The 13,952-nt window shown below is 71.4% G+C and carries 13 protein-coding genes; 2 read left to right on the top strand and 11 right to left on the bottom strand.

Features of this window, described 5'->3' with window-relative positions; translation table 11 throughout:
• Nucleotides 1-115 precede the first annotated feature (115 nt).
• Nucleotides 116-1,348, top strand: a complete 1,233-nt coding sequence (locus tag PIJ49_RS03205) for a DUF349 domain-containing protein (protein ID WP_200884092.1) — start codon at nucleotides 116-118, stop codon at nucleotides 1,346-1,348.
• Nucleotides 1,349-1,596: 248 nt separating this feature from the next.
• On the opposite strand, the gene PIJ49_RS03210 is transcribed toward PIJ49_RS03205, so the two are convergent.
• The 5 genes from PIJ49_RS03210 to PIJ49_RS03230 all read right to left on the bottom strand — a co-directional run bounded on the left by PIJ49_RS03210 (nucleotide 1,597) and on the right by PIJ49_RS03230 (nucleotide 4,893).
• The gene (locus PIJ49_RS03210) at nucleotides 1,597-2,559 is read right to left on the bottom strand and encodes a bifunctional riboflavin kinase/FAD synthetase (RefSeq protein WP_271825768.1); all 963 of its coding nucleotides are present in this window, start codon (nucleotides 2,557-2,559) and stop codon (nucleotides 1,597-1,599) included.
• An 8-nt stretch (nucleotides 2,560-2,567) separates the two neighbouring features.
• Nucleotides 2,568-3,008 carry a hypothetical protein gene (locus tag PIJ49_RS03215; RefSeq protein ID WP_066654565.1) on the bottom strand — a complete coding sequence of 147 codons (441 nt, stop codon included), beginning with the start codon at nucleotides 3,006-3,008 and terminating at the stop codon, nucleotides 2,568-2,570.
• A 65-nt stretch (nucleotides 3,009-3,073) separates the two neighbouring features.
• On the bottom strand, nucleotides 3,074-3,439 hold the full coding sequence (locus PIJ49_RS03220) for a hypothetical protein (protein WP_209682430.1): 366 nt from the start codon (nucleotides 3,437-3,439) through the stop codon (nucleotides 3,074-3,076).
• The gene (gene truB / locus PIJ49_RS03225) at nucleotides 3,436-4,398 is read right to left on the bottom strand and encodes a tRNA pseudouridine(55) synthase TruB (protein WP_251159758.1); all 963 of its coding nucleotides are present in this window, start codon (nucleotides 4,396-4,398) and stop codon (nucleotides 3,436-3,438) included. Before truB ends, PIJ49_RS03220 begins: the two co-directional genes overlap by 4 nt.
• Before the next feature lie 48 nt (nucleotides 4,399-4,446).
• Entirely contained in the window at nucleotides 4,447-4,893 is a 447-nt protein-coding gene (locus tag PIJ49_RS03230) for a hypothetical protein (RefSeq protein WP_144411305.1), read from the bottom strand.
• Between the two features lie 85 nt (nucleotides 4,894-4,978).
• Here PIJ49_RS03230 and PIJ49_RS03235 point away from each other — a divergent pair, with 85 nt between their 5' ends.
• Entirely contained in the window at nucleotides 4,979-5,845 is an 867-nt protein-coding gene (locus PIJ49_RS03235; RefSeq protein ID WP_251159791.1) for an iron-sulfur binding domain-containing protein, read from the top strand.
• Nucleotides 5,846-5,961: 116 nt separating this feature from the next.
• Here PIJ49_RS03235 and rbfA read toward each other — a convergent pair whose 3' ends face one another.
• The 6 genes from rbfA to ispG form a co-directional block, all read right to left on the bottom strand.
• The gene (gene rbfA, locus PIJ49_RS03240; RefSeq protein WP_251159757.1) at nucleotides 5,962-6,417 is read right to left on the bottom strand and encodes a 30S ribosome-binding factor RbfA; all 456 of its coding nucleotides are present in this window, start codon (nucleotides 6,415-6,417) and stop codon (nucleotides 5,962-5,964) included.
• An 89-nt stretch (nucleotides 6,418-6,506) separates the two neighbouring features.
• On the bottom strand, nucleotides 6,507-9,368 hold the full coding sequence (infB, locus tag PIJ49_RS03245; RefSeq protein WP_066654580.1) for a translation initiation factor IF-2: 2,862 nt from the start codon (nucleotides 9,366-9,368) through the stop codon (nucleotides 6,507-6,509).
• 75 nt (nucleotides 9,369-9,443) lie between these two features.
• Nucleotides 9,444-9,761: a YlxR family protein gene (locus PIJ49_RS03250; RefSeq protein ID WP_082687788.1), complete on the bottom strand. Its 318-nt coding sequence runs from the start codon at nucleotides 9,759-9,761 to the stop codon at nucleotides 9,444-9,446.
• A gap of 99 nt (nucleotides 9,762-9,860) precedes the next feature.
• Nucleotides 9,861-10,856, bottom strand: coding sequence for a transcription termination factor NusA (nusA, locus tag PIJ49_RS03255; RefSeq protein ID WP_209682421.1), 996 nt, complete (start codon nucleotides 10,854-10,856; stop codon nucleotides 9,861-9,863).
• Between the two features lie 143 nt (nucleotides 10,857-10,999).
• Nucleotides 11,000-12,754 carry a proline--tRNA ligase gene (locus PIJ49_RS03260; RefSeq protein ID WP_271825774.1) on the bottom strand — a complete coding sequence of 585 codons (1,755 nt, stop codon included), beginning with the start codon at nucleotides 12,752-12,754 and terminating at the stop codon, nucleotides 11,000-11,002.
• A gap of 38 nt (nucleotides 12,755-12,792) precedes the next feature.
• Entirely contained in the window at nucleotides 12,793-13,926 is a 1,134-nt protein-coding gene (gene ispG, locus PIJ49_RS03265) for a flavodoxin-dependent (E)-4-hydroxy-3-methylbut-2-enyl-diphosphate synthase (protein ID WP_066658317.1), read from the bottom strand.
• Nucleotides 13,927-13,952 lie beyond the last annotated feature (26 nt).

The raw sequence follows: 13,952 nt of genomic DNA on the forward strand, positions 1-13,952 counted from the left end.
CGTCCACAGCCCGCACGTCCCGCTGGCCCCCGCGCCCCTCCGGTGCAATAGGCTGACGACCTGACCGTGCCGACGGGGACGTCGGTGATGCACGACCACGATCGAGGCGAGACCTGTGGGACCTGACGAAGCAACGACCTGGGGCCGGGTCGACGAGAACGGGACGGTGTACGTCCGGTACGACGACAGCGAGAAGGCTGTCGGCGAGTACCCGGACGCCACCCCGGACGAGGCCCTCGCGTACTTCGCGCGCAAGTACGCCGACCTCGAGGGGCAGGTGAAGATCGCCGAGCAGCGCGTCCAGCGTGGCGCCTCGGCGAACGACGTCGCCCGGACCGTCGAGCACCTGCGCACGCAGGTCGCCGAGGCCAGGGTCGTCGGCGACCTGAAGTCGCTCGAGAACCGTGTCGCGAGCCTGTCGGAGCAGGTGGGGTCGCTCACCAAGGAGCAGCAGGCACAGGCGCAGCAGGCGCTCACGGACGCGCTCGCGTACCGCGCGTCCCTGGTCGAGGAGGCCGAGTCGCTCGCCGCCGTCGACCCGGCCCGCGCGCAGTGGAAGCAGATCACCGCGCAGCTCGACGACGTGTTCGCCCGCTGGCAGCAGCACCAGCACGACGGTCCGCGCCTGCCGAAGAACGACGCGAACGACCTCTGGAAGCGCTTCCGTGCCGCCCGCTCGACGGTCGACCAGCACCGCCGTGCCTTCTACTCGGAGCTCGACGCGCAGCACCGCGACGCGCGGAACCGCAAGCAGGAGCTCGTGCAGCAGGCCGAGGCGCTCGCGACCCGCGGGACGGACGGCATCCCGGCCTACCGCGAGCTGCTCGACGACTGGAAGCGGGCCGGGCGCGCCGGCAAGCGCCACGACGACGCACTCTGGGCACGGTTCAAGGCAGCCGGCGACGTGCTGTTCGAGCAGCGCCACGCCGAGGCCGCCGTCGAGAACGAGGAGTTCAGCGCGAACCTCGTCGCGAAGCAGGCCCTGCTGACCGAGGCCGAGCCGCTGCTGCAGCAGACCGACCGCGTCGCCGCACGCCGGACCCTGACGGACATCCAGCGCCGGTGGGACGAGATCGGCAAGGTCCCCCGCGGCGACGTCCGCCGGATCGAGGACCGCCTGCGCGCGGTCGAGGACCACGTCCGGAGCCTCGAGGACGAGCACTGGAAGGCCTCGGACCCGGAGCGCAAGGCGCGACAGTCCGGCCTCGCCAGTCAGCTCGAGGACGCCATCGGCAAGCTCCAGGCCGAGCTCGAGGCCGCACAGGCCTCCGGTGACGCCCGCAAGATCACGGCGGCGCAAGAGGCCCTCGACGCCCGCAAGATCTGGCTCGACGCCCTCGGGAGCTGATCAGCACCGCGCAGGACGCCCCGTGACCGTTGATCGGTCGCGGGGCGTCCTGCGTGGCAGCGTGCTGCGTGCTGCGTGCTGCGTGCTGCGTGGCCGAGTCTCGGGCTGAACGACGGTGCTCGTGCTCGGACGCGCGAGACGTGTCGCTCAGGCCGAGACTCGCCCTCGGTTGGCCGAGACTCGCCCCTGGCCGGCCGAGACTCGCGCGGGGCTGGCCGAGACTCGCGCAGGGCGGGCCCGGCCCGGCGTCAGACCGGCGCGGGCAGTCCGAGCAACAGCCGGATGTCGAGGTCGTCCTGCCGCATCTGGGCCGCGAGCTCGTCCATCGACGAGAACGCGACCATGCCGCGGACGAACGACACGAACAGCACCGAGATGGTGTCCCCGTACAGGTCGATGTCGACGTCGAGCAGGTGCGCCTCGATCTGCTTCGCCGGGACGCCCTGGAACGTCGGGTTGTTGCCGACGGACACCGCCGCCGGGTACACCGTGCCCTCGTGCAGCACGCGAGCCGCGTAGACGCCGTCGGCCGGGACGAAGCCCTCGCACGCAGGGTCGAGGTTCGCCGTCGGGTACCCCATGGCCCGACCACGCTGGTTCCCGTGCACCACCGTGCTCCGGACCGCGTGCTCGCGCCCGAGCAGACGGGCAGCCTCGGCCACACGTCCGTCACCGAGCAGCTCGCGGATCCAGGTGGACGAGACGCGTCGCTCGTCAGCGGGGCGCACGTCGTCGCGCAGGTCGACGTCGTCGATGAGCTCGACGCGGAAGCCGTGCTGCTCCCCCAGTCGACGCAGGAGCGCGACGTCGCCGGCACCGCGGGCGCCGAACCGGAAGTCGCTGCCGACGAACACGAGCTCGGCGTGCAGGGTGCCGACGAGGATCTCGGAGACGAACGCCTCGGGTGCCTGCGACTGCAGGTCCTGGTCGAAGCGCAGCAGGAGCATGGCGTCGACCCCGATGCCCTCGAGGAGCTCGCGGCGCTGCGGGGTGCTCGTCAGCGCCGGCGGTACCCGGTCGGGGTCGATGATGCTGAGCGGGTGGCGGTCGAAGGTGACCACGGTGGACACCAGCCCGCGCTCACGGGCGGCGCGTTCGAGGTGCGCGATCACCGCCCGGTGTCCGACGTGGACGCCGTCGAACTTGCCGATGGTGACCGCACTCGGTCCGAAGCCCTGCGCCACGTCGGCGACGTCGTCGTAGTACTGCACGCCGATCCCTACTCGCCGACCGTCGCCGACGCGGCAGCGGGTCCGGCGACGGCGGTGCGGTGGTGCTTGCGGAGCCACCAGAGCCCCGCGATCGGGAGCACGAGCGGTGCGAAGAGGTAGCCGAGGCCGTAGTACGACCACACGGTGTCGTCCGGGAAGAGCTGACGGTCGAGGAGCGACAGGGTGCCGACGACCAGCACGCCGGCCATCTCGAACCCGATGGTCACGCAGGCGACGCGGTACCAGGCACGGCCGGGGGCGATGAGCGCGATCATCGCCACGATGTAGACGACGGCGGCGACGGCGCTCAGCGTGTAGGCGAACGGTGCGAAGGAGAACTTCTCGATGATCTGGACGACGCTGCGCCCGGTCGCCGCGAGGGCGAGGATGCCGTACACGGCGATGAGGACGCGGCCGATGCCGGTCGCGAGGGAGGATCTGTTCGCCACGGTGACGAGTCTACCGACGACGGGTGACGCGCGCGGACGAGCGGGCACCGGCGACGACGGCGGGCTCAGTTCAGCGCGAACCAGATCTGGTACATGCGGTAGACCATCACCGCGACGGTGAACGCCCCGGCGCCGAGCACGACCGTGCTCCACTTCGTCCGGTCGATCAGGGCCCACAGGATCGCTGCCGGCGGCACGAGCAGCACCGACACGGCGTAGACCCCGAACTCGAGCGCGTTGCCCTGCGGCGGACTGCCGACGGCGGGGAGGACGAGCGAGACCACGCCCTGCGCCAGGAGCAGCAGCTCGATGAGGGCGAGGGAGCCGACGGTGTAGTCGTTGGGCTTCCAGCCGAGGAACCCGACGACCACGGCGAACAGCCCGGCGACCACGGCCACCGCCAGCTGCACCCACATGAACCACTCGATCACGCGCGCGCTCCGTCCGTCGTCGTCCCGACGGTCGCCGGGGCCGGGAAGTTGGTGATGACCCGCAACCGACCGCGCCGCACCGAGACGAGGCCGACCAGCCGGTCGTCGTCCTGCGCGACCGCAGCGACCGGCCCGTCGTGGTCGGGGTGCTCGACCGCGACCCGCTTGCCGTCCGTGAGGTCCTTCGCCGCGACCGCGTCGAGCGTGACGACGTCGAACAGTCGACGCGCGACGTCCGCCGGGCGTGCCAGGGCCGCCGCGACGTCGACCGATTCGTCCTCGAGGTCCACCGCGTCCGCGACGGCGAAGGGGCCGACGGCGGTGCGGCGGAGCGCCGTGAGGTGGGCGCCGGTGCCGAGGACCGCCCCGACGTCACGCGCGAGCGCCCGGACGTAGGTGCCCGAGGAGCATTCGACCACGACGTCGAGGTCCACGACGGGGACCGCTGCACCGTCGACGGTGACGGTGTGGTCGTCGCGGCCGGTGACCTCGAAGCGGGACACCGTGACGGTGCGGGAGCGCAGCACGACCTCCTCGCCCTTCCGGGCGAGGTCGTAGGCCCGTCGCCCGTCGACCTTGATCGCACTGACCGTCGAGGGCACCTGGTCGATCACCCCGCGCTGCGCGGCGACCGCACGCTCGATGGCGTCGTCGGACACGTCGGCGTCCGCGACCCCGACGGCTGACGTCGGCGTGCCGTCCGCGTCGTCCGAGTCCGTCCCGACGCCCAGTCGGATCGTCGCCGTGTAGGTCTTCCCGAGTCCGACCAGGTGCGTGAGGAGCCGGGTGGACGGTCCGGCGCCGAGCAGCAGCAGACCGGTCGCCATCGGGTCGAGGGTGCCCGCGTGGCCGATCTTCTTCAGGCCGAGGCGCCGACGTGCGATCGACACCACCCGGTGACTGGAGATGCCCTGCGGCTTGTCGACGAGGAGGATGCCGTCAGGCGGGGTAGCGAGCACCGGACGAGGGTACCAGCGACGTGCGTCAGCCCGACCGGCCCGGTGTGGTCAGCAGGCGTCGTTCCACTCGCGACGGGGGTGGTCCGGGTCCGTCACGTCGAGCACGGCCGAGGCGGCGATCTTGACGTCCGCGCGACGCTCGAGGCGGCCGTCCTCCTGCTCCACCCACAGCGACCAGCGCCAGAGCCCCCGCGGACCCGGTGCGAGCAGTCCCTGCCCGTGCACGACGAGCACGCCCTCCCCCGCCCCGGTCGTGCGGAACGGCGTCACGACGTCGGCGCGGAGGACGTCGAGGTCGGCGGACGGCGCAGCGGCAGCCATCGCGGACACCCCCTGCTGCTGGAAGGCCCCGACGAGCGCCGCGGCGACCCGTTCGAGGTCGGTGCCGTCCTGCCCGTCGATGCCGACGACGGTCCGGTTCGTCCCGACCTGCGCGATCACCTCGCTCGCGATCGCGGCCATCGTGTCGGTCTCCTGCGGTGCCCAGCGTGCCATGCACCCACCGTAGGCTGTCGTGGTGAACGCGAGCGGAGCCTCCCGACCGGCTGTGGAGAACCCGACGGACCGGAGCCGTCCCGACATGGCGTCCCCGCTGGTGGCCTGGTTCCGCACCGAGGCCCGCGACCTGCCGTGGCGGCGGCCGGGGTTCCCCGCCTGGGGCACGCTGGTCAGCGAGATCATGCTGCAGCAGACGCAGGTCGCGCGGGTCGTCCCCCGTCTGGAGGCGTGGCTCACCCGGTGGCCGACGCCTGCGGACCTCGCGGCGTCACCCCCCGGCGACGCGGTCCGCGCGTGGGACCGGCTCGGCTACCCGAGACGGGCGCTCGCACTGCACGCGGCGGCGACCGTGATCGCCGAGCAGCACGACAACGTGGTCCCGCGCGACGTCGACGCGCTCCTCGCCCTGCCCGGCATCGGTGACTACACCGCCCGCGCCGTGGCGGTGTTCGCGTACGGCGACCGGCACCCCGTGGTCGACGTGAACGTCCGCCGTGTGCTCGCGCGTGCGGTCCTCGGCGAGGGCGAGCCCGGACCGGCGAACGCGAAGCGGGACCTGCCGCTCATGGACTCGGTGCTCCCCGAGGACCGCGACACCGCAGCGGCCACGAACGCCGCGGTGATGGAGCTCGGCGCGCTCGTCTGCACCGCCCGTTCCCCCGCGTGCGACGCGTGCCCGATCGCCGACCGGTGTGCCTGGCGGGCTGCCGGGTACCCGGAGCACGACGGGCCACGGGCGCCGAAGCAGGCGCGCTTCGCCGGCAGCGACCGCCAGGTGCGCGGTCTGGTGATGGCCGAGCTGCGGGCCAGCGACGTGCCCGTCACGCGCGACGAGGTCGACCTGGTGTGGCCGGACGCCGAGCAGCGAGCCCGGGCGCTCGCGTCCCTGCTGCGCGACGGACTCGTGACCGGCGACGACGCGTCCGGGTACCGACTGCCCGACGCTTGACGGCCGTCGGGCCCGCCGTCTGACGCCCCCGCCTGCCCCGTGGCCGATCGGCCGCCCGTCGCACGACGACGGCCGCCGGACGGGGTGTCCGGCGGCCGTCGTGGTGCTGCGGCAGGTCAGGCGCGCTCGTCGCGCTCCTCGTCCTCGTCCTCGTCCTCGTCGTGCTTGTACGGGTCGGCATCACCGGCGTACTGTGCGCCGGCCGACGCGGCGCGCACCTGCGCGTCCCGCTGCTGCGCCTGGACGAGCAGGTCCTCCATGTGCGCCGACGTCTCGGGCAGGGCGTCCGCGATGAACTCCAGCGACGGGGTGAGCCGCGCCGTGATGTTCTTGCCGACCTCGCTGCGGAGCATCCCGGTCGCGGCCTTGAGCGCGGCGGCCGAGTCGGCACGCTCCTCGTCGGTGCCGTAGACCGTGTAGAACACCGACGCGTGCTGCAGGTCGCCCGTCACGCGGACGTCGGTGATCGTGACGAATCCGAGGCGCGGGTCGCGCAGCCCCCTGTCGAGCCGCCGTGCGACGACTTCCTTGATGCGGTCCGCCATCTTGCGAGCGCGCTGCGGATCGGCCATGGGTGCCTCCTGGGGCAGGGAATCTACTGGTGGAACGGGACGGACCCCGCCCCTCCCGAGGGAGGAGCGGGGTCCAGGATAGCCAGGCGTCAGTCGCGCGGCTTCTCGACGAGCTCGGTGGTCTCGATCTCGTCGCCGATCTGGATGTCGTTGTACTTGCCCAGACCGATACCGGCCTCGAAGTCCGTGCGGACCTCGGTGACGTCGTCCTTGAAGCGACGCAGCGACTCGATGGCCAGGCCGTCGGCGAGCACCACACCGTCACGGATGACGCGCGCCTTGGCGTTGCGCGTGATCGTGCCGGAGCGGACGATGACACCGGCGATGTTGCCGAACTTCGAGGAGCGGAACACCTCGCGGATCTCGGCGACACCCGACTGGACCTCTTCGTACTCGGGCTTGAGCATGCCCTTGAGGGACTGCTCGATGTCCTCGAGTGCGTTGTAGATGACCGAGTAGAAGCGCACGTCGATGCCTTCGCGCGCCGCACGCTCGCGGGCCTTGACGTCCGGGCGGACGTTGAAGCCGACGACGATCGCGTTGTCGATCGTGGCCAGGTCGATGTCCGACTCCGTGATCGCACCCACACCGCGGTGCAGGATGCGGAGCTGGACGCTGTCGTCGACCTCGATGTCCAGGAGCGACTGCTCGAGTGCCTCGACGGCACCGGAGACGTCACCCTTGATGATGAGGTTGAGCGAGTCGACCTTGCCCTCCTCGAGCGCACGGGTGAAGTCCTCGAGCGAGATGCGCTTGCGGGCCTTGGCCAGCTGGGCGTTGCGCTCGGCCGCTTCACGCTTCTCGGCGATCTGGCGGGCCGTGCGGTCCTCCTCCGTGACCAGGAAGGTGTCACCGGCGCGCGGCACCGACGACAGACCCTGCACCTGGACCGGACGGCTCGGCGTCGCGGCCTTGACCGCCACACCGTTCTCGTCCGTCATGGCACGGACGCGACCGTAGGCCGTGCCCGCCACGATGGCGTCGCCGACGTGCAGCGTGCCGGACTGGATGAGCACCGTCGCGACGGAACCGCGACCCTTGTCGAGGCGGGCCTCGATCGCGACACCGCGGGCGTCCTTGTCGGGGTTCGCACGCAGGTCGAGACCGGCGTCCGCCGTGAGCAGCACCGCGTCGAGCAGGTCCTGGATGCCGACGTTGTTGCGCGCCGACACGTCGACGAACATGACGTCGCCGCCGTACTCCTCGGCCACCAGGTTGTACTCGGTGAGCTGCTGCCGGACCTTCGCCGGGTTCGCGCCCTCCTTGTCGATCTTGTTCACCGCGACCACGATCGGCACGTTGGCCGACTGCGCGTGGTTCAGCGCCTCGATCGTCTGGGGCATGATGCCGTCGTCCGCCGCGACCACGAGGATCGCGATGTCCGTCACCTGCGCACCACGGGCACGCATGGCGGTGAAGGCCTCGTGACCCGGGGTGTCGATGAACGTGATCGGACGCTCGATGCCCTCGTGCTCGGTGACGATCTGGTACGCACCGATGTGCTGCGTGATGCCGCCGGCCTCGCCCTCGACCACCTTCGAGTTGCGGATGGCGTCGAGGAGTCGGGTCTTGCCGTGGTCGACGTGACCCATGACGGTGACGACCGGGGGACGCTGCTGCAGGACGGAGTCGTCCTCGTCGGCGTACTCGGCGTCGATGTCGATGTCGAAGCCCTCGAGGAGCTCGCGGTCCTCGTCCTCCGGCGACACGATCTGGATCTTGTAGCCGAGCTCCTCGCCGAGGACCTCGAACGTGGCCTCGTCCAGCGACTCGGTCGCCGTGGCCATCTCACCGAGGTGGAACAGCACGGTCACCAGGTTGCCGGGCATGGCGTCGATCTTGTCCGCGAAGTCCGAGATGCTCGCACCGCGACGGAGTCGCACGACCGTGTTGCCGTCGCCACGAGGGACCTGCACACCGCCGAGCGACGGCGCCTGCCGCATCTCGTACTCGGCGCGCTTCGTCCGCTTCGACTTGCGGGCACGGCTCTTGCCGCCACCGCGACCGAACGCACCGGCGGTACCACCACCGGGGCCACGACCGCGGCCACCGCCACCGGCGGGACGCGGACCGCTGAACGCCGGACGCGGGAAGCCGCCACCGGCACCACCGGCACCACCCGGACGACCACCGGGGCCGCCACGACCGCCGCCCTGGCCCGGGCGCTGCCCGAAGCCGGGGGCACGGTTCGCCTGACCGGGGCCACCCGGTCGCGGTGCGCCCGGACGGGGCACGCCGGGACGCGGCGGGGCCGGACGCGGGATGCCGTTGCCGCCACCGGCACCGCCGGCGGGACGCTGACCCATGCCCTGGTTGGACGAGTACGGGTTGTTGCCGGGACGCGGCGGGCGCGAGCCCATGCCCTGGCTGGACGCGTAGGGGTTGTTGCCCGGGCGTGCGCCGGGCTTCGGACCGCCGGGCTTGGGGCCGGCTGCGGAGCCGGGCTTCGGCGCGCCGCCCGGCTTGACGGCGTCGCTCTTCGGAGCGCTCGCGTCGTCGCCGGACTGCTCACCCGACGCTGCCTGCTCGGCAGCGGCGGCCTTCTCGGCAGCCGCGGCCTTCTGTGCAGCCTCGGCCTCGGCCTGGCGCTGCGCGACCGACTTCGGCGCGGCGGGCGTCGGGGTCTCGGCGACGGGCGCCTCGACCTCGGGCTCGGCCTTCGGCGCGGGAGCCGGACGCGCCGGACCCGGACGGGGACCGCCGGGCTTCGGGGCGCCGGACCGCGGGGCAGCGGCCTTCGCGGGAGCGCTCGGGCTCGCCGAGGCCGCGGGCTTCGACGCCGTCGAGGCGCCGTCCGCCTGCAGCGCAGCACGGAGCTTGCGCGCGACGGGGGGTTCCACACTGGAGCTCGGGCCCTTGACGAACTCGCCGAGTTCCTTGAGCTTCTCCATTGCGGTCTTGCTGTCGACACCGAGTTCGGATGCGATCTCGTGTACGCGTGGTTTTGCCACTGTTCTCCTTCACGGGTCCCACCCCGCGAAGGGGGCAGGACTCACTGGATGACGGGTCTCACTTCGAGCCGCTCATCAGTTGTCCATAAGCCGTTCAGCCTGTTCTGTCGTGTCCCGGTGACGCGCCTGCTCTTCGGCGCTGAGCGCCTCGAGGTAGTCACGTACCGCTGACGTGTCCGGTTCACGGTCGAGCCGGAGCGCGCGGCGGTAGGCCCTGCGCTTGACGGCCTGATCGTGTGCTTCGACGGTCGGGGTGAGCCAGGCTCCCCGCCCCGGCATGACTGCCTTCGGGTCCGCCACGACGCGACCGTCGCTCAGGGCGACGACACGGAGGAGGGAGGACCGGGGAGCACGACGACGACTGCCGATGCATGTTCTGACGGGAACCACCATACTCCTTGCCTCCGACCACCGCGATCCGGCGCGCCCGGACGGGCCACGCCACCAGCGAAACGGTGCCGGGCGACGAGCGTCGCCCGACACGGTCGTGTCCTACTCGTCGCCGTCCAGTATGGAGTCCGGCTGGATGTCGATGCGCGCACCGGTCAGCTTCGCGGCGAGACGGGCGTTCTGCCCTTCCTTCCCGATCGCGAGCGACAGCTGGTAGTCCGGCACCAGGGCACGGACCGCCTTCGTCGACGCGTCGAGCACGAACGCGCTCGTGACCTTCGCGGGCGACAGTGCACTCGCGACGAACGAGGCAAGGTCGGACGAGTAGTCGACGATGTCGATCTTCTCCGCACCGAGCTCGGTCGTCACGGCGCGGACGCGCGCACCGAGCTCGCCGATGCAGGCGCCCTTCGCGTTGACGCCCGGCTCGTTCGCCTTCACCGCGAGCTTGGTGCGGTGCCCGGACTCACGCGCGATCGACGTGATCTCGACCACGCCCGACGCGATCTCGGGGACCTCGAGCGCGAAGAGCTTCCGGACCAGGCCCGGGTGGGTGCGCGAGACCGTGATCTGCGGGCCCTTGGCACCGCGCCCGACGCTCGTGACGTAGACGCGGATGCGGTTGCCGTGCTTGTACTCCTCGCCCGGCACCTGCTCCTCGGGCGGCAGGATCGCCTCGACCGTGCCGAGGTCGACGTGCACCATCTTCGGGTTCGGACCCTGCTGGATCACGCCCGCGACGATGTCGCCCTCCTTGCCACGGAACTGGCCGAGGATCTTGTCGTCGCCGATGTCGCGAAGACGCTGGTTGATGACCTGCTTCGCGGCGAAGGCGGCGATGCGGCCGAAGTCGCTCGGCTGGTCGACGGCCTCGCCGACGACGGTGCCGTCCTCGTCGCGCTCCGGCAAGTAGACGGAGACCTCGCCGGACTTGCGGTCGAGCTCGACACGGGTCTGGGCGTCGACGGGCTCGTCGTTCTCCGCGCGGTGCTTCTGGTACGCCGTCAGGATGGCGGATTCGATGATGCGGACGAGTTCGTCGAACGGGATCTCCCGCTCGCGCTCCATGAGTCGCAGGACTGCGAGGTCGATCTTCACCGAGGTGCCTCCGTGTTCAGCTGAGTCGCTCCTGCGGGTGGAACTGCGCAGAAGTCGGCTACAAGCGTACCCCAGAACCACGAGACGGACCGGAGGCGCGGTGCCGGTCGACACCGCGCCTCCGGTCCGTGGAGGGGTTGCGATCAGATCGCGCGGAGCGCCTCGAGCAGCTCGGCCACCGGGACGTCCCGACGCTCGCCCGAGCGGCGGTCCCAGAGCTCGACCACACCGTCGGCGGCGTTCCGCCCGGCGACGACGACGACCGGGACACCGAGCAGCTCGGCGTCGCGGAGCTTCACGCCCGGGGAGACCTTCGGACGGTCGTCGTACACGACGTCGTACCGCTCGCCCTCGAGGCTGTCGATGAGCGACGCAGCGAGGTCGTACGCGACCTGGTCCTTGCCCGTCGCCACGACGTGGACGTCGAACGGCGCGACCTCCTTCGGCCAGGCCAGGCCCTTCTCGTCGTTGTGCGCCTCGGCCAGGATCGCCATGATGCGCGTCACGCCGATGCCGTACGACCCCATGGTGACCGTCGCGAGCTTGCCGTTCTCGTCCTGCACCTTGAGGTCGAGCGCCTCGGCGTACTTGCGGCCGAGCTGGAAGACGTGACCGATCTCCATGCCGCGGGCGGTCTCGAGCGGGCCGGAGCCGTCCGGAGCGGGGTCGCCCGCACGGACGTCGGACACCTCGGCGACGCCGTCCGCGGAGAAGTCGCGACCCATCACGAGGCCGGAGACGTGGACGCCGCGCTCGTTCGCGCCGGTGATCCAGCTCGTCCCCTCGACCACGCGCGGGTCGACGAGGTAGCGGATGCCCGACGGGCTCGCGGAGCCGAGCACCTGCGGGCCGATGTAGCCCTTCACGAAGACGCCCGGGTGCTTCCGGAAGTCGTCGTCGCCGGCGGCCTCGACCTCGGCCGGTGCGAAGGCGACCTCGGCGCGCTTCAGGTCGACCTCGCGGTCACCGGGCAGTCCGACCACGACGACCTCGCGGGTGCCGTCGAGGTGGGTCAGCGCCAGCACGACGTTCTTCAGCGTGTCAGCAGCGGTCCACGGTGCGCCGTCACGCGGGGCGACCTCGTTCGCGTGGGCGACGAGCGTGTCGATCGTCGGCGTGTCGGCAGCGGGCAGGAGCACGGGCTCGGGCTGCCCCGCGATCGGCAGGGCGTCGGGGACGGGCGTGTTGTACGCCTCGACGTTCGCCGCGTAGCCGCCGGCGCTGCGGACGAAGGTGTCCTCGCCGACGCCGATCGGGTGCAGGAACTCCTCGGACTTCGAGCCGCCCATCGCGCCGGCATCGGCCGCGACGATGACGTACTCGAGGCCCAGGCGGGCGAAGATCCTCTCGTAGGCGTCGCGCATCACCTGGTAGCTGCGGTCGAGCCCCTCGTCGGTGAGGTCGAACGAGTACGCGTCCTTCATCGTGAACTCGCGGCCGCGCAGCAGACCGGCGCGCGGGCGGGCCTCGTCGCGGTACTTGTCCTGGATCTGGAACAGCGTGACGGGCAGGTCCTTGTACGAGCCGTACAGGTCCTTCACGAGGAGCGCGAACATCTCCTCGTGCGTCGGTGCGAGCAGGTAGTCGGAGCCCTTGCGGTCCTGCAGGCGGAACATGCCGTCGCCGTACTCGGTCCAGCGGTCCGTCGCCTCGTAGGGCTCGCGGGGCAGCAGCGCCGGCAGCAGGACCTCCTGCGCACCGGCGGCCACCATCTCCTCGCGGATGATGTCCTCGATCTTGCGCCGCACCCGCAGGCCGAGCGGGAGCCACGCGAAGATGCCCGGGGACTGACGACGGACGTACCCGGCGCGGACGAGCAGCTTGTGGCTCGTCACCTCGGCGTCGGAGGGGTCGTCGCGGAGCGTGCGGAGGAAGAGATGGGAGAGCCGTGTGACCACGGACGCAAGCCTAGCGGCGCGCGTCCGACGACGGCGGCTCAGGTCGTCGTGACGACCTGCGGGGTCCCGGTGGCGGCGTCCGGACCCATCTCGTCGGCGATGCGGTTCGCCTCCGCGATCAGCGTCTGCACGATCTCCCGCTCCGGGACGGTCCTGACGACCTGCCCCTTCACGAAGATCTGTCCCTTGCCGTTGCCGGAGGCCACGCCGAGGTCCGCCTCGCGCGCCTCGCCCGGGCCGTTCACGACGCAGCCCATCACGGCGACGCGCAGGGGCACGGTCATGCCCTCGAGGCCCTTCGTCACGTCGTTGGCCAGCTGGTAGACGTCGACCTGTGCACGGCCGCAGCTCGGGCAGGAGACGATCTCGAGCTTGCGCTCACGCAGGTTGAGCGACTGCAGGATCTGCAGGCCGACCTTGACCTCCTGTGCAGGGGGCGCGGACAGCGAGACGCGGATGGTGTCGCCGATGCCCTCGGCGAGCAGGATGCCGAACGCGGTGGCGCTCTTGATCGTGCCCTGGAACTCCGGCCCGGCCTCGGTGACACCGAGGTGCAGCGGCCAGTCCCCCGCGGCGGCGAGCTGACGGTACGCCTTCACCATGACGATCGGGTCGTTGTGCTTGACCGAGATCTTGAAGTCGTGGAAGTCGTGCTCCTCGAAGAGCGATGCCTCCCACACGGCGGACTCGACGAGCGCCTCGGGCGTGGCCTTGCCGTACTTCTGCAGCAGGCTCGGTTCGAGCGACCCGGCGTTGACACCGATGCGCAGCGACACCCCGGCGTCCTTCGCGGCCCGGGCGATCGCACCGACCTGGTCGTCGAACTTCCGGATGTTGCCCGGGTTCACGCGGACGGCGGCGCACCCGGCGTCGATGGCCTGGAAGACGTACTTCGGCTGGAAGTGGATGTCGGCGATGACCGGGATCTGCGACTTCTTGGCGATGATCGGCAGTGCGTCGGCGTCGTCCTGGCTCGGGACGGCGACGCGGACGATGTCGCAGCCGGACGCCGTGAGCTCGGCGATCTGCTGCAGCGTCGCGTTGATGTTCGTCGTCGGCGTCGTCGTCATCGACTGCACGGAGACCGGGGCGTCACCGCCCACGAGGACCTTCCCCACCCGGATCTGCCGCGACTTCCGACGCGGGCTCAGGGTTTCGGGGACTTTCGGCAGACCGAGGTTCACTGCTGGCACGGGTG

The sequence above is a fragment of the Curtobacterium uvaldense genome (assembly GCF_028307415.1).
GTDB lineage: Bacteria > Actinomycetota > Actinomycetes > Actinomycetales > Microbacteriaceae > Curtobacterium.